17 protein-coding genes and 1 riboswitch are annotated in these 21,093 nt (G+C 55.1%); of the genes, 12 read left to right on the top strand and 5 right to left on the bottom strand.

Going from position 1 to position 21,093, the window contains the following annotated elements:
- Positions 1–130: 130 nt before the first annotated feature.
- From AC0YNV_RS34440 to AC0YNV_RS34415, 6 genes are all read left to right on the top strand, one after another.
- Positions 131–2,137 carry a M1 family metallopeptidase gene (locus AC0YNV_RS34440; RefSeq protein WP_475772075.1) on the top strand — a complete coding sequence of 669 codons (2,007 nt, stop codon included), beginning with the start codon at positions 131–133 and terminating at the stop codon, positions 2,135–2,137.
- Positions 2,138–2,203: 66 nt separating this feature from the next.
- Positions 2,204–3,019, top strand: coding sequence for a hypothetical protein (locus tag AC0YNV_RS34435; RefSeq protein WP_475772074.1), 816 nt, complete (start codon positions 2,204–2,206; stop codon positions 3,017–3,019).
- Positions 3,020–3,415: 396 nt separating this feature from the next.
- A riboswitch (cyclic di-AMP (ydaO/yuaA leader) is annotated at positions 3,416–3,569 on the top strand.
- 5 nt (positions 3,570–3,574) lie between these two features.
- A complete protein-coding gene (locus tag AC0YNV_RS34430) occupies positions 3,575–4,075 on the top strand; it encodes a C40 family peptidase (protein ID WP_379114235.1) in 501 nt (166 codons plus the stop codon).
- A gap of 303 nt (positions 4,076–4,378) precedes the next feature.
- Positions 4,379–9,109 (top strand): DEAD/DEAH box helicase, encoded by a 4,731-nt coding sequence (locus tag AC0YNV_RS34425; protein WP_475772073.1) that lies wholly within the window; start codon positions 4,379–4,381, stop codon positions 9,107–9,109.
- A 105-nt stretch (positions 9,110–9,214) separates the two neighbouring features.
- Positions 9,215–9,373, top strand: coding sequence for a hypothetical protein (locus AC0YNV_RS34420; protein ID WP_475772072.1), 159 nt, complete (start codon positions 9,215–9,217; stop codon positions 9,371–9,373).
- Positions 9,374–9,715: 342 nt separating this feature from the next.
- Positions 9,716–10,675 carry an acetylxylan esterase gene (locus tag AC0YNV_RS34415; protein WP_475772071.1) on the top strand — a complete coding sequence of 320 codons (960 nt, stop codon included), beginning with the start codon at positions 9,716–9,718 and terminating at the stop codon, positions 10,673–10,675.
- A gap of 97 nt (positions 10,676–10,772) precedes the next feature.
- On the opposite strand, the gene AC0YNV_RS34410 is transcribed toward AC0YNV_RS34415, so the two are convergent.
- A complete protein-coding gene (locus AC0YNV_RS34410) occupies positions 10,773–11,075 on the bottom strand; it encodes a Dabb family protein (protein WP_210046190.1) in 303 nt (100 codons plus the stop codon).
- A gap of 207 nt (positions 11,076–11,282) precedes the next feature.
- On the opposite strand from AC0YNV_RS34410, the gene AC0YNV_RS34405 reads away from it, so the two are divergent.
- Positions 11,283–11,753, top strand: a complete 471-nt coding sequence (locus tag AC0YNV_RS34405; protein WP_475772070.1) for an SRPBCC family protein — start codon at positions 11,283–11,285, stop codon at positions 11,751–11,753.
- Positions 11,754–11,916: 163 nt separating this feature from the next.
- Here the strand turns inward: AC0YNV_RS34405 and AC0YNV_RS34400 are convergent, their stop codons facing one another.
- The gene (locus AC0YNV_RS34400) at positions 11,917–13,155 is read right to left on the bottom strand and encodes a multidrug effflux MFS transporter (RefSeq protein WP_475772069.1); all 1,239 of its coding nucleotides are present in this window, start codon (positions 13,153–13,155) and stop codon (positions 11,917–11,919) included.
- 192 nt (positions 13,156–13,347) lie between these two features.
- Here AC0YNV_RS34400 and AC0YNV_RS34395 point away from each other — a divergent pair, with 192 nt between their 5' ends.
- The 4 genes from AC0YNV_RS34395 to AC0YNV_RS34380 all read left to right on the top strand — a co-directional run bounded on the left by AC0YNV_RS34395 (position 13,348) and on the right by AC0YNV_RS34380 (position 17,901).
- Positions 13,348–13,779, top strand: a complete 432-nt coding sequence (locus tag AC0YNV_RS34395) for a VOC family protein (RefSeq protein ID WP_379114237.1) — start codon at positions 13,348–13,350, stop codon at positions 13,777–13,779.
- A gap of 272 nt (positions 13,780–14,051) precedes the next feature.
- Entirely contained in the window at positions 14,052–15,059 is a 1,008-nt protein-coding gene (locus tag AC0YNV_RS34390; protein WP_475772068.1) for a diaminopimelate dehydrogenase, read from the top strand.
- 59 nt (positions 15,060–15,118) lie between these two features.
- Positions 15,119–16,486 (top strand): NADP-specific glutamate dehydrogenase, encoded by a 1,368-nt coding sequence (gdhA, locus tag AC0YNV_RS34385; protein WP_475772067.1) that lies wholly within the window; start codon positions 15,119–15,121, stop codon positions 16,484–16,486.
- 110 nt (positions 16,487–16,596) lie between these two features.
- On the top strand, positions 16,597–17,901 hold the full coding sequence (locus tag AC0YNV_RS34380) for a winged helix DNA-binding domain-containing protein (protein ID WP_475772066.1): 1,305 nt from the start codon (positions 16,597–16,599) through the stop codon (positions 17,899–17,901).
- Between the two features lie 186 nt (positions 17,902–18,087).
- Here AC0YNV_RS34380 and AC0YNV_RS34375 read toward each other — a convergent pair whose 3' ends face one another.
- The 3 genes from AC0YNV_RS34375 to AC0YNV_RS34365 all read right to left on the bottom strand — a co-directional run bounded on the left by AC0YNV_RS34375 (position 18,088) and on the right by AC0YNV_RS34365 (position 20,297).
- Positions 18,088–18,474: a VOC family protein gene (locus tag AC0YNV_RS34375; protein ID WP_475772065.1), complete on the bottom strand. Its 387-nt coding sequence runs from the start codon at positions 18,472–18,474 to the stop codon at positions 18,088–18,090.
- Between the two features lie 355 nt (positions 18,475–18,829).
- Entirely contained in the window at positions 18,830–19,327 is a 498-nt protein-coding gene (locus tag AC0YNV_RS34370) for a DinB family protein (protein ID WP_475772064.1), read from the bottom strand.
- A 115-nt stretch (positions 19,328–19,442) separates the two neighbouring features.
- The gene (locus tag AC0YNV_RS34365; protein ID WP_475772063.1) at positions 19,443–20,297 is read right to left on the bottom strand and encodes a LysR family transcriptional regulator; all 855 of its coding nucleotides are present in this window, start codon (positions 20,295–20,297) and stop codon (positions 19,443–19,445) included.
- A 131-nt stretch (positions 20,298–20,428) separates the two neighbouring features.
- On the opposite strand from AC0YNV_RS34365, the gene AC0YNV_RS34360 reads away from it, so the two are divergent.
- Entirely contained in the window at positions 20,429–21,088 is a 660-nt protein-coding gene (locus tag AC0YNV_RS34360; RefSeq protein WP_475772106.1) for a flavodoxin family protein, read from the top strand.
- Positions 21,089–21,093: the final 5 nt, after the last annotated feature.

Below are 21,093 nucleotides of genomic sequence, written 5' to 3'. Positions count from 1 at the left end.
AATGATTCCAAATCCCGCGTCCGACAAGGCTTCTTCGCCTGTCCACACTTTAATTCCATTTTAGCTAATAATCCGGGAAAAGCCAACATATACATGCTGTAGATGCTTGTCAACGGGAGGGAATGGTTCAATGACGCCACGTCACACCAAACGTTTGCTGCTCCTTGCAATAGCTGCCGTCCTGCTCGGCGTGAGTGCCCAGTATGGATTCGGGGATGCCTGGGCTTCGCAATATACGTATGCTTTTGCCCCCGACAAAACAGATACGTCGCCCAAGACACCCCCGCCGCGCATCAATATGCCGGAACCCGACCCGGTGGTGCAGCCCGGGCCGGATGCGCCGCTCAGCAAGCGAGTCGTCGAATACCAGATTGATGTCCGGCTGCAGGAAGATACGCATACGCTGCAGGGTCTGCAGACGATCACATGGACAAACCCGGGCAAACAGCAGGTGTCCGAGATGTATTTTCACCTGTACCCCAACGCATTCCAGTCCAAAGACTCGACGTTCATGCACGAATCCGGCGGCCAGCTCAGGAATGACAAGGCCACGGAAGCAAGCCTCGGCTACATGAGGATCAATTCGCTGGTCACCAGCGAGAATGACAGCCTTCTGCCAAGGCTTCATTATGTGCAGCCCGATGACGGCAATGCGAATGACCAAACGTTGGCCAAGCTCCGCCTGCCCGAGCCGGTAGCGCCCGGAAGAAGCGTCACCCTCAAAATGGCCTTCGAGGTCAAGCTTCCGGAAGTCTTTGCACGGATGGGCTACATGGGGGATTTCGTTATGGCCGGCCAATGGTTTCCGAAGCTTGCCGCCTATGAGACGGTAGGCACCAGGGGAAGAACGACCGAAGGCTGGGATGCCCATCAGTACCACGGCAACTCTGAATTTTACAGCGACTTCGGCATTTACAGCGTAAAAATCAATGTACCCGCCTCCTACAAGGTTGCCGCAACCGGATTCCAGACGAAGCCTGCCGCAGCCGACAACAACCGGAAAATCTTCTCCTTCTATGCGGACGATGTTCATGATTTCGGCTGGAGCGCCTCTCCCGACTTTGTCTATGCGGAAGAACCGTTCTCGACCGACAATGTCCCCGGTGTCCGCATCAAGCTGTACCTCGACCCGCTGCATGCCAAGTTCAAGGACCGCTACATGCATGCCGCCAAATCAGCGTTGGCCAAGTATTCCCAGTGGTACGGGGCTTATCCCTATTCCACACTCTCGATCGTCGTCCCCCCCAAAGGCGGCAATGGAGCGGGAGGAATGGAATATCCGACCTTGATCACTTCGTTCGCCGCCGAGACGGACAATCCCGGCTACGATCTCGAGCGCACCGTCGTTCACGAGATCGGCCATCAATATTGGTACGGCATGGTCGCCTCCAATGAATTCGAAGAAGCCTGGCTGGATGAAGGCTTCACCTCCTACTCCGAGGACAAGGTGATGGAGAGCGAATACGGCGTAGCTCCCAATCTTCCTGTGGAAGCCAGCTACATGACCGATCCCGCACCGCTCAAGCAGCTTTCCTGGTCCTACCACAGTCATAATCATTATGCGGAAAATGTGTACATGCGGGCCAAGCTCGTCCTGTTCGGCATCGAGAAACAGGTCGGTCCGAAGATCATGAGCAAGATCATGCGGACGTACTTTCAGAAATACAAGTTCAAGCATCCGTCCACGGCGGATTTCCAGCATGTTGTGGAGCAGGTCACCAAGACCAAGTGGAACGATTATTTCAGCCAGTTTGTCTACGGCAATCAGATGTCCGACTATTCGGTTGAATCGATTGCGGTCAAGCCTGTGAAGGAAAACGGCACTGTAAAGTATGAGTCAACCGTGCTGATCCGCAAGAATGGCGGGAGCTACGGACCTGTCCCGATTGTTTTCCAGTTTGCCGACGGGACGACCCTGCCGAAGGTTTGGGATGCGGCGCAGATGCACATTCAATATACGCTTGTGCATTCCTCTCCTTTGCTTTGGGCAGCGATTGATCCGCAGAATGAGAACGTGCTCGACAACAAGCATATTAACAATTTCATGAAAGCCGAGCTTCCGGAGAAGGTACAAACGCGCTGGAGCATTGGCGTCGCCAAGCTGCTGGAGGGGATCTTCACTTCCCTTGCCTGGTAGCCTGGCGACCTGGGGCCGGCAAGGTACCCGCCAAACAAATGGAGAAAAAAGGAGGTGAAGGCTTGCATGAACCATCATGTGAAGCAAGGCTGGCATCTGACGATGAAGCATATTTACATCATTATTATGTTGTTCCTGTATGAGCTGCTGTGGGGCTTCTTCCTCTACCGTTCGGTTGAAGGAATTATGGTCCCGCTGCTGAAGCGTTACCCGGACAGCGCACCCTCGGACGGAGCTGTGGCGCTTTTCCTGACGGAGGCGCAGTTCCAGCTTCTCAAGACCGATCTCATTCGTCCTTATATCTGGCTCTTCGCAAGTCTGCTGCTCGGGCGCATGCTCCTGACCCCGTTCCTGAACGCCGGGCTGTTCCATTCCCTGCATCATGCCCAGGATGAGAACGGCACAAGATTTATCAAAGGAATCCGTACGGCGTGGAAGCCGATTGCACTGCTATACGGCATCGAAACAGCCTTGACGCTGGCTCCGGGCGTTTGGCTGCTGCCCAAAGCCCTTGATGCCCTGCTCAGCAGCGGCAGTCTGGCGGACATCGCCAACAAGGTCGGGCCCTGGGCCGGCGGTTGGCTGGTGTGGGCGGCGCTGCTCCACCTGCTCTTCCTCGCCATGCAGTTCGGCGTTGTGTCCGGAAACGGCGCGCTTCGCTCATTCTGGGGCGGGGTGCGGCATCTTATTCCGCTGGCCGGCATCTCGCTGTTAATGTGGGCCATTGGAATGGCGCTCAGTCTGACCATGGCCTCGGCCTCCATGCTCTGGGCCGGGTTGATTGCACTCATTTTGCATCAAAGCTATCATCTGGTTCGTACGGTTATGAAAGTGTGGACGGTAGCCTCGCAGTATGAAGTATGGCATTCCAAGCAGACCTGACCACCGCTCTTATTAGTGAACAGGCAGCAGGCAGAAGTCGGTTCAGTTGCCGGAGAGAACCTATAATATCAAAAAGGGATCAGCCGTTTTGATGCGGTTGGTCCCTCTTTGTTTTGAAAATATGACATCTGAAAAGCGAATTAGAGAAACAGGTGCAGTCAGATATTGTCGATAATGCGGGTGAAATCGGAAGCGTTCATCTGCCGGCATGGACTTAAGACTCAAGTTTAGACCACAAAAAAAAGGCTCCTGCAAATGCCGGAAGGCCCTTTCGCATTTTTTGCAATAAGATAACGAGACGAGTTGTCAAAAAGTTTCACTCTAATAATTCTAATTTGTGAACAAATTGTGAATTTGGAAGGAGATTCGCTAAAAAAACAGAATTAGTATGCCAGCATGAAAAAATTGCCGAATTCTCTTGGATGAGAAGCGGGGGAACCATCTTGGGTGAATTGATCCCGACATTTGCTGCAACGAATGTCAGAGGGTATCATAGGGAGCCTTCAACCGAACCCCACAGCTAACCTCGCAGGCAACCGGAAGGGGTCACATTTTTTGAAAAAAGTTTCTGCACTACTCATCGGTCTAGCATTGGTACTCTTATTCCAAGTTGGGAGCGCACTAGCAGACTCCAAAATGGACGGCGTTATCAGTGATGTGATCGGCACTCCTTACCGCACGGCAGGGACGACTACCAAAGGATTTGACTGCTCCGGATTTACGATGTACGTGTTTGACAAACTCGGCGTCTCGATCTCGCATTCATCCTCCGCTCAGTCCAAGCTGGGCAAGAAAGTAGTCAAGGACGACTTGATTGCTGGTGATCTCGTATTCTTTAATACGAATGGTCGCGGCATTTCACACGTCGGCATTTATGTTGGAGACGGCAAGTTTGCTCATTCCTCCTCCAGCAAGGGCGTTACCATTAGCAGCCTTAGCGACTCTTACTACGTTAAACGCTATGTTACTGCCCGCCGCGTAATGAGCCCTGAGACATTCGAGAAATACGCTGACGAACCTTCTGATGAATTGGTTGACAGCGAAGACGCTGGTTGATCAGTGTCGATGAGCATTCGCTAAAGAATGCTGATGCATAGCCGCAGACGCTTGTCCGATTGGACAAGCTGCTGCGGTTTTTGCTTTTTCATTTGGGTGTATGAAATAAGAAGCAGCACCTATATATACCCCGTATGTTCCGGTATTCAAACAGTCCAGTGCATGCTGGATGCCGTCAAAATGGACCCGAAAGACCCGGGCGTTGTGCGGAGGGTGCCGGCGAATCTCGCAATCAGAGGGAAAATGGGTATAATATAACCACAATCCCAACCTTGATGTATGAATGAAAGGAGCTGTTAGGTGATGACAGAGCTTTCCCCTGCGCTGCAGGTGTTTCATCCGACTCTTGCGGGGTGGTTCCGGCAGGCCTTCGGCGAGCCGACCGATATTCAGCTGGACGCGTGGGCTTCAATCATGGACAATCATCATACGCTCATCGCAGCACCGACCGGCTCCGGTAAAACACTTGCGGCGCTGCTGCCCTGCCTGAACGGAATCGCAGTGGGCAAAATCGCCGCCACGGCCCCGGGCAGCAGCTGGAAGCCAGGTGTGCGCACACTTTATATTACGCCCTTGAAGGCGCTTAATAACGATATTCAGTACCATATCATCGGCTTTATGGAAGCTATTGAACGTTTCCATGAAGAGCATCAAAGAGCGGAGACCCTCGCTTGGCCGGGAGTACGCTCAGCCGTGCGGACCGGGGATACGTCCTCAAGCGAGCGCGCCAGAATGGTGCGCAATCCGCCGGATGTGCTGGTTACCACCCCTGAATCGTTCTACCTCCTGCTTACCTCCGAGAAAGGACGCGGCATGCTGCAGACGGTGGAAACGGTCATTGTGGATGAAATACACGGGCTGGCCGGAGACAAGCGGGGAGCTCATTTATCCCTGTCGCTGGAGCGGCTCAGTGCGTTATGCCCGAAGCCGGTGCAGCGCATCGGAGTCTCGGCGACACAAAAGCCGCTTGAACGCGTTGCCCGCTTCCTCGGAGGCTGGGAGCAGCGGGCCGATGCGGCGGCCGGTCATCCAGCCGCGGACGCTCCCGGGGAGGCCGGCGGACGGGAGGAAGCCGTCAGCCCGCAGGAAGCGGATACGAGCTCCGGGCGCAAGACGGGCGGACGTTCTATATACCCTGCAATACCGAATTCCGTTCATAATAGCGGCTCCCCGCCGCCCGCTGCCGGAGCAGGTGCAGAGACCGGGCAGCGCCCGCACCCGCTTGGCTACAGTCAGCGGCCTGTTACGATCGTCCTGAGCCGAATGTCAAAGTCCATTGAGGTTCGGGTTACGATGCCCGATCTCAGCAAGCCGGCCAAGACCCGCGAAGCCGTCTGGCTGCCGATCGTTGACCGGGTGTTCCAGTTAATGAACGACGCCCGGTCTGTGCTGATCTTCGTCAACAGCCGCCGGCTGTGCGAGCGGCTTGTGCACCGGCTCAACGAGCACGCCGGCTACGAGATGGCGCGCGCCCATCACGGCAGCCTTGCGCGCGAGCGCAGGCTAACGATCGAGGGCATGCTCAAGGCAGGCGAGCTGCGCTGCCTTGTGGCCACCTCTTCCCTGGAGCTTGGCATCGATGTCGGACATGTCGAGCTGGTCATTCAGATCGATTCCCCGAAGCAGGCCGCGGCCGGCATTCAGCGGATCGGGCGCGCCGGCCATGCCGTGGGAGATGTGAGCCGCGGCTTCATCCTGGCCCGCAGCCGCAGCGAGCTGCCGGAATCCGCCGTGCTCTGCCGCGATATCACACGCCGTGATATCGAGGAGATCGTACTGCCGCAGGAGCCGCTTGATGTGCTATCCCAGCAGATTACAGCGATGGTCGCGGCGGAGGATCTGGAGGTTAGCCGCCTCCACGCGCTTATTTCCCGGAGCGAATGCTACCGCGAGTTTCCAATGGGGCGCCTGGAGGCTTCACTGAAGGTGCTGGCCGGCTTTTATCCCTTCGCCAAGCCGCTTATGGATTGGGACCGCAGCCGCGGCCTGCTCAGCAAGCGGGCGAATACCGCCATGGCCGCGATCACCGGAGCGGGAACGATTCCGCAAAGCTCCGCTTATCCGGTTCACCACGCGGATAGCCGCGTCCATCTGGGCGAGCTGGACGAGGAATATATCCACGAGAGCCGTGTTGGAGATGTGTTTCAGCTCGGCACGTCCTCGTGGATGATCAGCTCCATCCAGAACGACCGGGTTTATGTGAGGGAAGCGCCGAACCGCTTCAGTGAAATTCCCTTCTGGCGTGCGGAATCCGGGGGACGGGGCTATGAGCTCGGCGTAAAGCTGGGACAATTCATGGGCGAGCTGGAGGCCCGCATGCATTGGGGGGAAGAGGACACCGGCGTGCAGCCCGCTTCTTTGCCGGGAAATTCCGGCGGGGGCGGGATGGATCAGCCCCCGCCGGATGAATCGGAAATCGTGGCCATCCTCTGGCTGGACACGGAGTACGGACTAGATGCAAATGCTGCGAGAGAGCTCATCGGATTTGCCAAATCCCAGCACCGGGCGCTGGCTCTGCCCACTGACCGCAGGATCGTCATTGAGCATTACCGCGATCTGATGAACCAGACGCGGGTTATTATCCACAATCCGTTCGGCCGCCGGATCAACCGGACCTGGCTGCTTGCCATTGAACATCAGTTCAAGCGGCTGCTTCCTTACAAGATGTACGGCAATGCCAAAGACAACGGCATCGAGCTGGTGCTGCCGGAATGGGATGCCTCCTGGCTGAAGACATTGTGGCATATCACGCCGGAGAGTATCGAGCCGCTCATGACAGAAGCGATCGCCGGATCGCCGCTGCTGGCCATCGCCTTCCGGCGCATAGCCGAGACGTCCCTGCTGCTCTCGCGCAGCTTTACCCGGACGGCCATGTGGCAGAAGCGCCTTCGCAGCGAGGAGCTGCTGAAGCAGTCCCTGCCGTATGCGGAGCATTTTCCTTATTTGCAGGAAGCGATGCGGGAATGCCTTCATCTGTATCTGGATGTCAACGGCCTGAAGCGGCTGCTCACAGACATCTCGACGGGATACATGGATATCGTGGTGCAGGAAACGAATAACCCGTCGCCTTTTGCCGCACAGTTCCTGTGGGAATACGTGAATGCGCAAATGTATGAAGGCGACGGCTTAAGCGAAGCTACACAGCTGCAGCTGATGAGCGTCAGCAGGACGCTTGCAGGCGAGCTGTTCGGCGAGGATGCCGTGCGTCGGGCCATCGATCCGCTGATTGCCGACGATGAGGCCAAGCGGCTGGAAAGCGGGGATCTCATCCCCTCTTCCTCAAGCGAGCTGTACACGCTGCTCAAATGGCGGGGGGATCTTTCTTTCGGGGAAATCGCAGCAATTGCGGGCGCTGCCGGGGATTGTTCGGATTGGCTTAACATTCTGCAGCAATCGGGCAGCGTGATGACCATGACGTTCGGCGGGGAAGTCCGTTATATCTGTACGGACGAGAATGATATGTACGAGAGCTTTCCCGGGACGGACGGCTCGATTGCCTTCGTTGCCGGACGGTTCGCCCAGCACCGGCTCTCCTTCACCGAGGAGGAGCTCCGCGGGCGGTATCCGGCCCTCACTGCAACGGATGCCGAGCATGTTATTCTTGCGCTGATCCGGCTGGATCTTATCGAACAGGCCCCCTTCGCCGCTGACAGGGCCGAGCGGATCTGGACGAGCCGGAGCGTGGCTAAACGGCTGATCCGGCTGACCATGGAGCAGGCTCGCAAGCAGGCGGAGCCCGTCGATCCGATTCGCTGGTGCGCACATATGTCGATGCTGCAGCATGCTTTGCCCGGGACGCAGCTCAGCGGCATTGACGGCCTGCGGACTATTATTGAGCGGCTGCAGGGATTTTATCTGCCGGCATCGCACTGGGAATCGATTATTTTCCCTGCCCGGATCACGGGCTACCGCAAGGAGGATCTGGATCTGCTCTGCGCATCCGGTGAAGTCCTGTGGCTGGGGCGCAAGGATGAAGGCGAGAAGGAAGGTAAAATCGCCTTTTTCCTCGCTGATGCAAAGCCGCTTTATACGCCTTATGTGAAGCAGCCGCCGGATGAGCAGTCCGGCAACCCGAAGCTGCTCGCTCTGCTTCAAAATAGCGGAGCGAGCTTCCTCACCAAGCTGAGCCGCGACTATGGCAAGCTGCCTTCCGAGCTGCTGGCAGACCTGATCGATCTGGTGTGGGAGGGCCGCGTCTCGAACGATCAGTTCGCGCCGCTGCGCCTGCAGCTGATCGCCAAGGGCAAACAGCATGCCAAGACCGGATCAGGCCTTGGGCGCTGGTATTGGGTTGGCTCCCTGCACGATCATGATAGCGCGGAGCCCGGTCGCGGGCAGCCCGAAGCTGCCCAGAATCCGGCGGCGGTTGAAGCCGGGGCTGAGCCTGCCTTGTACTGGACACAGCATTTACTGGACAGCTACGGCATTATATCCAAGGAGTTAGTCTCGCATCTCTCGCCATTCAGCTGGGATGAGCTGCTGCCCGTGCTGCGGCAGCTGGAGCATTGGGGCGTGGTAACGCGCGGTCTTCTTGTCGAGGGCGTGCCTAATCTGCAGTTTGCCAGACGGGAGCAGATCGCTTCCGTACGCAAGCCGATATTAGCCCGCAATGACGATTCCATCACTGTGCTTTCCGCCGTCGATCCCGCCAATCCTTTTGGCTTGGCCGCAGATTGGCCTGCCGTCCAGGGGGCAAGCTTCTCCCGCAAGAGGGGCAACTATATGGTGCTATACCGGGGCCAGTGGCGCTTCTGGATCGAGAATAATGGCCGCCGGATTGTGGAGCTTGAATCTCCCCCCGAATCCGAAACCGGATCTGCCCAGTCGAAAGCCATAACCAAAGCTGCGGATATGCCCGATTTGTTGAAGCATATGTTTCGGACCGTGCTGCGCCAGCAGGGGCTGAGCAGGATCAAGATTGAACGCTGGAACGGAGAGGATATTGCCGAATCGGATATGGCCGCCCAGCTGCGCGCTCTTGGCGCCGAACGCGACAATCGGGCGCTCGTCCTGTGGGCAAGCGACATTAACTGAGTTCAGGACGCGCAAGGAGAAATTTAATGAATGGGAAGTTTGCATAAAATCCCCAGAATACGGAAAACTAATGATTGTTGTTATACTGGAAAAGGAGGTGTCTACGTGTCAAACCCACAAGACAAGGCATCCAAAGCAGACGTACAGTCTACGGAGTTGAATAAAATGCCTCTCGCAGAGGAAGAAGATACGGAGTTCTCCGCGGAGGAAGCCGCAGAGGTATTCGAAGAGAATTCCTCCGATCCCTCCAGACATCAGGATTAGGACAAAGAAGCTGCCTTGCCTTTGTTAATGGCCGGATAAGAAGAAACGGCTGCGCCGTCCGTTGGCGGCCAAGCCAGGTTTCTTCCCTCCGACATATAAGCAGCGTATAATAGAAATTTATAGATGCTTTAGCTATATAATTTCTATGCATTCGAAGAAGCCAAGCTCGGGTCCAATCGGACCTGGGCTTGGCTTCTTTTATTTTCTCGTGCAGAGCCGCCGGAGTACCTGGTTGAAAGAGAAGTCTACTCGGCCGCCAGCAATCATGTTATTGTAAATACGTGTCTGTTATGGGCCGAACACATCTCTTCTTGCATGTCCAATTGAAGGAGGAAGATCAGGATGAACGCGATAGCGCGGCGTAAAAGGGATTTGGAGCAATATGCCCCAGCCTCCACCATGGATCCGGCACAGCTCGATCTGTACTGGGAAACGGTTCTGCGGCAGGATTCAGAGAGACCGCTGGAGGTGAAACGGGAAAAACAGGACTCTCCTTTTCCCACTATTGCTGTTGATAAGCTCACCTACAAAGGCTATGATCATACGCCACTTCATGGCTGGTTTATGGTACCGCGCAAGCAGCCCGAAGGGAAGGCCAAGCCGCCATGCATCGTCCTGTTTCAGGGATATACGGGCGACCGCGGACTGCCTGAGCGTTATGCTGCCTGGCTGCTGCTGGGCTATGCCGTTCTGGCACTGGATGCAAGAGGCCAGGGCGGAGAAACCGGCAACGAGATGAAGGAGCTCTATGGATCATCCAAAGGCTGGGTATCCATGGGGGTGCTGGACAAGGAGCACAGCTACTATCAAGCGCTGGCGCTGGATGCTGTCCGCGGCGTCAATGCCGCAGCGCAGCAGCCGGAGATTGATCCCGCAAGAATCGCGGTTGTCGGGGGCAGCCAGGGAGGCGGGCTCTCGCTGCTCGCAGCCGCGCTGAATCCCAAGGTGGCTGCCGTCGTTGCCGATATCCCCAATATGTGCCATATGGATTACGGCCTCATGCATTCAACCGGTTCGCTGACGGAAATTGCCCAATATTTGAAGCGGCATCCCCATCAGCTGGAGCTTGTCCTGGATACGCTGGCCCATTTTGACATGCTGAATCTGGCCCCGCGCATCACCGCTCCGCTGCTAATGTCTGTTGGCTGGAAGGATACGGTGTGCATTCCCGAAACGATCTATGCGGTCTATAATAAGCTGCGATGCAGCAAGCAGATCCTCGATTATCCCTTTAACGGCCATGAGACCGGAGAAGAGCACGGCCGCAAAGTGATGGAATTTCTGCAGCGGACATTAGGCTGACAGCAGCAAAAAAGAGCAATGCACGGAAGCCCGGCTTCGCTCATTGCTCTTTTTTATATGAAATCTGCTGCTGCGCGCTGCGTGTGAAGTGAAGTGCTTACAGCTGGTAGTCGATCTCCAGGAAACGCTCCACTTCTGTCACCCAACGCTCCTGTACGAATGCGGTATGGAGCGGGTGCGCGTTATAGGTTTCGTACTCCTCCTGATTCGCGAACTCCATGGAGAAGCCGTAGTCGTAATCGTTCTTGGCGCTGACCTGACGGTATACGCGAAAATTCTTCACAACCGGTATGGAGCTGAGAATTTCCTGACCATCGGCAAGGAACTGCCTGGCCTCTTCGGAGCCCTTCTTGTGCTTCAAATTGAAAATAACGGAATGCTGGATCCATTCTTGCGTCATCTGTGTTCAGCTCCTTTGTCTGGTTATAGAAATTTGCTTGCGCGTGTACAAAAACCAACTGCTCTCATTCTAACAAAAACAGCTGCGATGCTCCAGAATTCATTTTTGGCCAAAGGTGTCCGAATCGACTTCTCCCCGCTGATCAGTATTCTTGTTTCAAAGGCTGGCCTCGATCCTGATCCTTAAGAGAGGAAGGCGAATACCGCTATGGTAACGGTACAAACTCAAATCGCCACTCAAGCTCCGATAACGCAATGCTTCGACTCGGCAAGAGATATCAGCCTCCATACCCGTACAGTATGGAAGCATACGAAGGAAGAAGCGGTCGGCGGCGTTACATCGGGGCCGATAGGCGCCCATCAGACGGTCACCTTCCGGGCGACCCATTTCGGCATCCGGCAGAGCCTGACCTCCAAAATAACGGAATTCAACGCGCCATTCCGCTTCGTCGATGAAATGCAGCGGGGTGCCTTCAAATATTTGAAGCATATCCATACTTTCGAGGAGCATGGCGGCATCACTATGATGAAGGATACGTTATATTTTGAAGCTCCGCTGGGGTGGGTCGGGCGGATAGCCGAACGCGCTGTATTAAAGCGCTATATGGAGAAATTCCTGGAGCACCGGAACAGGGAGCTCAAGAGGATACTCGAGGCAGGGGCTGGCACAATCCTTTGAGCAGCAGGAGAAAAGAAGAACCGGCTCTTTTGCAGCAGAGTAAATTTCTTCCCTTAGACCTTATCGAAATAAATAACTGTGAAACGTATACATTCCGGCGTGTAAAATAAAGCCTAGCCCTGTTAAGCTGCGGGGCCGGACAGGGTTTCTGTCATCTTATAACTTATCGGGGGTGCGGAGAAGCTTCAGCTTGTTTCTTCGTTCTGGCAACGAAGAAGAAGCATAACACCGCTGCACCTACCAGAGCCGACATGACAATGGCCAGCGGCCAGGCGTTCTGATTATCCCCGATACCGACAAGCGGAGCCGCCGCTCCCCCGATAATGAAAGAGAGCATTCCCAGCAGAGCGGAAGCGCTGCCTGCGGATTGGCCCTGGCTTTGCAGAGCCAGGGATGTGGTCGTCGTTGCAATCAGGCCCACGCTCGAAACCACCAGGAAGAAGGCCGGAATGACGATATAAAGTCCTGCCTGCAGCGCGGCAGCGAGCAGCAGCAAAGCTCCCCCGGCCGATGACATCATCAGGCCGCTGCCGAGCAGCTTCCGCTCATGAACCCGTCCGGCCAAACGGCCGGCGATTTGGCTGGCCGCGATAATACCAGCCCCGTTAATGCCGAAGATCAGGCTGAACATCCGTGGAGAAACACCAAATAATTCCTGCAGTACAAACGGCGAGCCGGAGATGTAGGCAAACATCGCCGCCATCACAAAGCCCTGTGTCAAGGCATAGCCAATGAACATCGAATCACGCGTTAAACGCCGGAAGGTCGTCAGTGTATGGCGCATTCCGCCGCTTGATCTCCGCTCTGCGGGCAATGTTTCCTTCATACCGAACAGGACTGCCAGCAGCATGAGCACGCCGATGATGCTGAGCAGGCTGAACACGCCCCTCCATGAGGTGAATTCCAGCACTTCGGCACCGATAATTGGCGCCAGTATGGGGGCCGCCCCATTGACCAGCATTAACAGGGCAAAAAACTTCGTCAGCTCCACACCCGAATAGAGGTCGCGCACACTGGCTCTGGAGATTACTATTCCCGCAGCGCCAGCCAGGCCCTGGATGAACCGCAACCCGATAAAGACCCATATATTCGGGGAGAATACACATAAAAGAGAGACAATGGCATATAAAGCAACGCCGATTATGAGAGGTATCCGGCGGCCGCGCACATCGCTGAGCGGACCCGCAAGCAGCTGGCCAAGCGCCAGACCAAGCAAACAGGCGGTCAAACTCAGCTGTGTGACAGAGGTGGCGGAGCCCAGTTCAGCAGCGAGAGCCGGCAGCGCAGGCAGATACATATCCATGGAAAGCGGTCCGAAAGCAGCCAGCGAGCCAAGTATTATAGCAAGCCGCAGCCTGCTGGCAGATCGGCTTGTTTTGGCTATAGAGGTTGAATTGTTCATTTCCCTGTCCACTCATCCCTATCGATTGATATTGTATGATGAAGCCCCCGTTCCGGATTGGAAATTATCCGGAAATCATCCATGCATATGGGCCTTGTTCGTGAATGCTATCATGCCTCTCCCCCGCTGTCCAGCCCCAACCCGTTGGCATCCATACCCGGACCGTTTATACTAGGGAAGGACTAACTTTCTATGAAAGCGGGTGGCCTTATGGGCAGCAATACGAAAATAGGCGGCGGCGGTTTTCATCATGTCGCGATTCGGGTCTATGATTTTGACGCAACCGTACGATTCTACACAGAAGTTCTTGGTTTCACGGACAGAGTCCGCTGGGGCGAAGGCGACAGTCGGGCGATTATGCTCGATACCGGCGACGGCAATTATCTGGAGGTCTTCGCGGGCGGAACCAAAGGTCCGAAACCGGAAGGCGCTTTTCTCCATCTGGCCCTGCGTTCGGATGACGTGGATGCCGCGACAGAGCTCGCCAGAGCAGCGGGCATGGAAATTACGGTAGAACCCAAGAATGCCGTGCTTGGCGGAATACCGGTGCGCCTCTCCTTCTTCAAGGGACCGGACGGCGAAATTATCGAGCTGTTCCAAAGTACGGGCGAGAATCCGCTATAAACTCACGAAAGCAATCTGCATAATGAACAAGCTGCAGGCTCTGGCCTTCCTTTCATCGGGAGGACAGAGCCTGTTTATGTATAGGATGCGGCAAATAAAATCAGGTGGTGCAATTTAATGGAATGCATCTGTCAGTTGATACAAGGAATTCATTAAAAAGAGCACCCAGCCCATGGCATTTAACCGTTATTTTAGCCATTTTCACCGCTTCATAGTTTACATTTCGTGTAAGATCTTTATAATGAATAAAGATCTTTAAAAAAATCTGAAGTATGGCACAAGGAGGGCTTTTTCTGCAAAAAGTTATTAGAATCGGAATTGTAGGCTATGGAAATCTCGGTAAAGGGGTCCACAAAGCAATTGGCCAGAATCCGGATGTGGAGCTGGTTGCCGTGTTCACCCGCAGACAACCCGAACAATTAGACGCAGGCAGAGATGGCACCCGTTTTGAACATATTTCTACGATCGAAGCATTCAAGGGCCATATCGATGTCATGATTCTATGCGGCGGATCGGCAACGGATCTCCCTGAGCAAACCCCGTTCATCGCACGGATGTTCAACACCGTCGACAGCTTCGACACCCATGCTAAAATTCCCGAATTCTTCGATACCGTGCATGCTTCAGCAAAGCAAGGCGGCAACGTCAGCGTTATTTCGACAGGCTGGGATCCGGGATTGTTCTCGCTTAACCGGCTGCTGGCCGAAGCGATCCTGCCCGAAGGCAAGGATTACACCTTCTGGGGCAAAGGCGTAAGTCAGGGCCATTCCGACGCCATTCGCCGCGTTGCGGGCGTGAAGGCAGGAGTCCAGTATACCGTCCCTGTTCAGTCTGTCATTGACCGTATCCGTTTCGGGGAAACACCAGAGCTGCCTACCCGGGAGAAGCATCTGAGAGAATGCTATGTTGTGGCGGAGGAAGGCGCGGATCAGGAACAAATCCGTGCAACCATCGTTAACATGCCGAACTATTTCTCCGATTATGACACCACGGTTACCTTCATTACTGAAGAGGAGCTGGCAGCGGAGCATCAGGGCATGCCGCATGGCGGCTTCGTTATCCGCAGCGGCGTCACGGGTGAAGGAACGAAACAAATTATGGAATTCGGCTTGAAGCTGGAGAGCAATCCGGAATTTACAGCGAGCGTCCTGGTCGCCTATGCCCGGGCAGCTTACCGTTTAAGCAGCGAAGGAATTGCCGGAGCCAAAACCGTATTCGACATTCCTTTTGGACTTTTATCCCCCAAATCACCGGAGGAGCTTCGCCGCGGACTGCTGTAAATAACCTTGGACCTTGTCATCACCAATCTGGAGTTACCCAAAAAAGGAGAGCTGTTTACTTGATAACTACTGTGAATCAAACCTCAGCCCAACAATATGTCCAGTCTGTTTATGAAACAGTCATTCACCGCAATCCTTATGAAAGCGAATTTCATCAGGCAATCAAAGAAATACTGGATTCCCTCGTCCCTGTGTTTGAGCATCATCCCAAATATATGGAGCACAGCGTTCTGGAGCGGATCGTTGAGCCGGAGCGTGTTGTTTATTTTCGGGTTCCCTGGCTTGATGACAACGGCAAGGTCCGGGTAAACCGCGGCTACCGCGTACAGTTTAACAGCGCGCTTGGCCCTTACAAGGGAGGTCTGCGTTTTCACCCCTCCGTCAACGCAAGCATCATCAAGTTTTTGGGCTTTGAACAGATTTTCAAAAATGCCTTGACCGGTCAGCCGATCGGCGGCGGCAAGGGCGGCTCCGACTTTGATCCCAAGGGCAAATCGGATAACGAAATCATGCGCTTCACCCAAAGCTTCATGACGGAACTATATCGATATATCGGTCCGGATACCGATGTTCCGGCAGGCGATATCGGCGTGGGAGCCCGGGAAATCGGCTATATGTTCGGCCAATACAAACGAATCCGCGGCGGCAATGAATCCGGCGTCCTCACAGGCAAAGGCATTCATTATGGCGGAAGCCTGGGTCGGACAGAAGCTACCGGCTATGGTTGCGTGTACTTCGTAAAAGAAATGCTGGCCTCCAAAGGTCTGAGCTTCGAAGGCAGCAGGGTAATCGTTTCGGGTTCAGGAAATGTGTCCATCTATGCCATTGAGAAAGCGCAGCAGCTGGGAGCCCATGTCGTGGCTTGCAGCGACTCAGCCGGTTATGTTTATGATCCGGACGGAATTAACCTTGAGACCGTTAAACGCCTCAAGGAAGTGGAGCGGGGCCGCATGAGCGAATACGTGAATGAACACCCCGAAGCCACTTATTCCGAAGGCTGTGAGGGTATCTGGTCCATTCCATGCGATATTGCGCTTCCCTGTGCAACTCAGAACGAAATTGATGACAAGATGGCGGGTACCTTGGTGGCCAATGGGGTCAAAGCGGTTGGCGAAGGAGCCAACATGCCTTCCACCCTGGATGCAATCGATTTATTTCTCAGCAATGATGTGTTGTTTGGCCCTGCTAAAGCAGCAAATGCAGGCGGAGTAGCCGTTTCTTCCCTGGAAATGTCCCAGAACAGCATGCGCCTGTCGTGGACGTTCGAAGAGGTCGATGCGAAGCTGCATGTCATTATGAAAAATATTTATGATATCAGCGTGGCGGCGGCAGAGAAATACGGCCGTCCCGGCAACCTGCTCGCCGGAGCCAATATCGCAGGATTCATCAGAGTAGCCGATGCGATGATTGACCAAGGCGTGGTATAGCTTCTAATTTGATTAGCCTCAATGGGAACCCTGACAATAGGTGGTCAGGGTTCTTGTTATATACTCATACTTGTAAAGGTAGGGAGCCCTGTACAAGGAGGTTATCCAAAATGGACATACACAATGAATTACCCTCAGACAGCAGTAAAATTGCATCAGAGAACGACATATATCCGCCCGCCATCGCCGCCGTTCCATCGGATCAATCAAATCCGCCCACAGAAGATCTGTCCGGCTCAATTCCGGCTTCAGCCGCTTCCACTGGATTGACGATGGGATCGCAGGTTTCGGGAGGCGCATCTAATGGGCGGGGTACGGGCGGCAAGACCGCTGTGCTGGGACCTCGGGCGCTGGGACGGGCGCTGCTTGAGCGGCAGCTTCTGCTGCGACGCTCGAAGCTGTCTGTTCCGGATGCTCTGGAGCATCTGGTCGGCATGCAGGCCCAGGCGCCGAATCCGCCTTATATCGGGCTGTGGTCTCGGCTGCACGGCTTCCATCAGGACGACCTGGCAGTGATGATCAGGGATCGGAGCGCCGTGCGCATAGCCCTGATGCGCTCCACGATCCATCTGGTCACCGCCCGTGATTGCCTGGCATTGCGCCCTCTCCTGCAGCCTGTTCTGGAACGGGGACTGAAGGGCAACCACGGCAAGCATCTGACAGGGCTGGATCCGCAAGAGCTCGCTTCTGCCGCCCGGGCTTTGGTCGATGAGCATCCGCTGACCTTCAGTGAGCTCGGCACAAGGCTCAGCGAGCGGTGGCCCGGGCGCGAGCCCGGCGCCCTTGCAGCGGCCGCACGCAGCTGGGTGCCGCTCGTCCAGATTCCGCCCAGAGGAATCTGGGGCGAAAGCGGGCAGGCTGCCCATACCTCCGCCGAGTCCTGGCTCGGACAGGAGCTTGACCAAAAGTCGGTCGCCGATATCCTTCTGCGCTATCTGGCGGCATTCGGGCCCGCGTCTGTTCAGGATATGCAGGTGTGGTCGGGTCTTACCCGGCTGCGAGGGGTCATTGAAGCTATGCGGCCCGGCTTAAGAACATTCCGCGACGAGCATGGCCGGGAGCTGTTTGACCTGCCGGACGCCCCGCTGCCGGACCCGGATACGCCCGTTCCGCCGCGGTTCCTCGGTGAGTTCGACAACATGCTGCTATCCTATGCCGACCGCAGCAGGATCATCGCCGACCGGCACCGGCCCTTGGTCTTTACCATCAACGGAATCATTCGGGCTGTGATACTGGTTGACGGGCTGACCCGGGGAGTATGGAGAATAGAGCGCCGCGGGAACAGCGCCACTCTGGTTATCGAGCCCTTTGAGCCGCTGTCCGAAGAGGACCTTGCCGCTCTTGCCCAGGAAGGCCAGCGGCTGCTGGGCTTCGCTGCAGCTGACGCCGCCGAACATGATATCCAATTTCATTAGTGTGAGGGGCATCTGGACAAAAGGCCAATACCGTATCCTCCCATGAGATCTTTGTAAAAAAGAAACTCCCCGACCTGGCGGCAATAGCCATAACAGCTACAGCCAGAACGTCAACGCGAAGGATAAATGGGACCGGACTTCCTGCGCAGTTAAGCCGTATTAGCTAAAGCCCGCCTAAACCTTTCATTAGTCGGCGGCAATCTGCCAGGTAATGCCGAACCGGTCCTCCACCCGCCCAAGCAAGGCGCCCCACGGCATCCGCCCGTACGGGAAAATGACCTTCCCTTCCCGGGCAAGCTTATCGAATATACCGGCGCCCTCCTCCTCCGACCCGCATTCGAGCGTGAGGTCAATCCGGTTACCCGCTCTTGCCGGAGTCGTATCCGCCATATACAGCTTCAGATCCCCGGCTCTGAGCTCCAGATGGATCACTTTATCCTGCATCTCCTGCGGCATATCCGGCAGATCGGAATAATGCCTCAAATTTACGATCTCGCCGCGCAGAACCTCTGCATAATAATTCCCTTGCGCATGCGTATCCTCAGAAAAAATGTAAGGCACCAGCTTAGCCATTATAAACACTCCTCTGCCTCTATTTTGCTTGATTCTATTATAGCAGGCGGCGTCAGTCAGCGGACAATCGTTTGATTCCTGTGCGGCTTATACCTCTTCTCTATCGTTAATAACGTTTTTGCCTTCCTGCCAACCGCCAAGCAGGATTGCGCCGTCGACGAATGGCATGGCAGAGCAGGCATATTGGGGCTGCTTCATTGGACTCAGGCATCGTGCTTTACATGAATGCAGGCGCAAACTGAATCGGTTCATGCAAACACCGACTCCAATCATGGGGTTGTATGTTTTTTTTCGGAGAGTTGCCGTACTGGTAATGAAAAGGAAAGAGCGCCTCGCGAGGGGCGCTCTTGTTCCATCAGGCATAAGGCTCCATTCCTTTATCGATCCAGTCATCGCGAGTCGGGCCCAGCACATCGGGAACGCGCAAACCGGCTTGACGCATCAGGACCGTCATTTGGCCGCGATGGTGAATCTCATGCCGCAGCGTATACCGTAAAGAAGCGCCGTTCTGCCAATCCTCGCCTCCAATGTTAACCACCTGACCAAGGGACTCATCGGTCCATTGGCTTCTCACCGCGCGCAGCATGGCTTGTCCGATACGGCGGTATTCACCGGCAATCTCTGCCGCCGAGGCAGGCGCGCCATTATCCTCCAACGGCTCGTCAAAGGATAATCCAAGATAGGTCATGTAGTAAACGGAGCCTACGAGATGCCAGGCAATCTGGCCTAAAGTACGCTGATTTGCCGAAACGGCTTGTGTCAGCGATTCATCGGTAAGCGAATCCAGAACCCGCATGGTGACAGCAGACTCCATTTCGAATTCCTGCACGAAATCATCGATTTTTGTAAACATATCCGATCCCTCCGGTTCCAATTTCCTTACACCGCTAACTATACAGAGCCTTCACTGACAGCTGCAGTCAGTCAAGCAATATGGATGCCTTCCGGAGATCAGGCGCTGGGCAGGATTACAAGCCATTTTCTTTAATGAGCTCCACGAAGGCGGCAAAGGCTTTACTGGAATACCGGTCATTGCGGCGGACCAGGCTCGTTTGGATATACCGGAAATCCTCTGGAATGGGGCTGCTGCGCAGAACCGCATACTCTCCCGCCAAGACGGCTTCCGGCAGCAGCGTGGAAGCAAGTCCGGACCGCACGCAGCTCAGCAGCGTTTCTAGCGAACCGATCTCGATCATATTCACAAGTGGAATCCCTTCTCTGTACAGCCACTCTTCCAAAATCGCCCGAAAGGGGCAGCCCCGTGGAGAAACCGCCCATTTCATACCCGATAAATCGGGATCACCCTCCAGCGTATGCTTGGTAAGCAGCTTGATTTCATCCTGCATGCTGTATTCGAACACCAGCCTGGATGACTTTATTTCACCGGTAATGAACGCTCCATCCAGCTGGTGGTTCACCACTTTTGCAAGCAGTTCCGAAGGGTTCCCGGTCGATAACGACAGCGAGACATCGGGAAAGCTGGTTTGAAAGTCAGACAGGGCATTCATGAAATTGCCGCAGGTTACGGTCTCCACAACTCCAATGGCCAGCGGGCCGCTTGGATAAGATGTCTCCTGAACGACATTTACCGCTTCCTGGGACAGGCTCAGAATCCTGTGGGCATACTCCCGAAACAGGACTCCTTTCTCCGTAAGAACAACGCCCTTGGAATGCCGGTGAAATAGCGCAACCCCGAGCTCAGACTCCAATTTGCGAATCCGCGCCGTGACATTGGACTGCACGTACTGCAGCCGCTCAGCCGCGCGGGATATGCTGCCCTCCTCAGCGGTTATGTTAAAAACGTTAAGGTCAGTCAATTCCATGAGCAGATCCTCCGATTTGATATCAAAAATAATGATAGGAATATGAATATCAATCATTATACGATATGCAAATCCTTGCTTACAATGAAATCAGCCATACGGATAGGCAAATCGAAGAGCAAAGGGGATAAATAAATGAATACATTGACCGAATCACCAAACTGCTTATTCTTGTCGGCAGCCCGCGGCGCGACGGGAATTCAGCGGCACTTGCCGCCGCCGTTCAACGCGGTGCGGAGGAAGCGGGTACGCAGGTTCAGCTCCGCTTCGTTGACGACTATATTTCCAGCTTTCTCCGCGACTGCCGGACCTGCCGTCTTCCAAGCGGCGAATGCTCCATTAACGACAGCTTCCGTTCTCTGTTCATCGACGAGTTCCTTCCCGCGCAGGGCGTGATTTTCTGCTCGCCCATCTATTGGTACGGCTTGTCCGGCCAGATGAAATCCTTTTTCGACCGTACATTCTGCTATTATGCAGCCTCGCACCCGGAATCCGTCCAGGTCGCCGAGGGAATGACCCGCAAGCGGATCGGTCTCGTTCTTGCCTCCGAAGAAACGTATCCGGGTGCGTCGCTCGGCATCATTCATCAGCTTCAGGAGTTTTCCCGTTATACCCGCTCTGAATTTGCAGGTGTTGTCCGCGGCTTTGGCAACAGCCGCGGCGAGGTAACGCGCGACCCGAGCTCCCCCGTGTCTGCCGCCGAGCAGCTTGGGCGTGAGATCATGGAGCGCAAATATTCCGATTTCCACCACGATACCCCAAGAAGCGGAGAGGTTTGGCCATCCTGCTGACCTTC

The sequence above is a fragment of the Paenibacillus sp. JT31N11 genome, assembly GCF_056269285.1.
The sequence above is the reverse complement of the archived record's forward strand: the minus strand, read 5'-3'. Positions and strand labels throughout refer to the sequence as shown.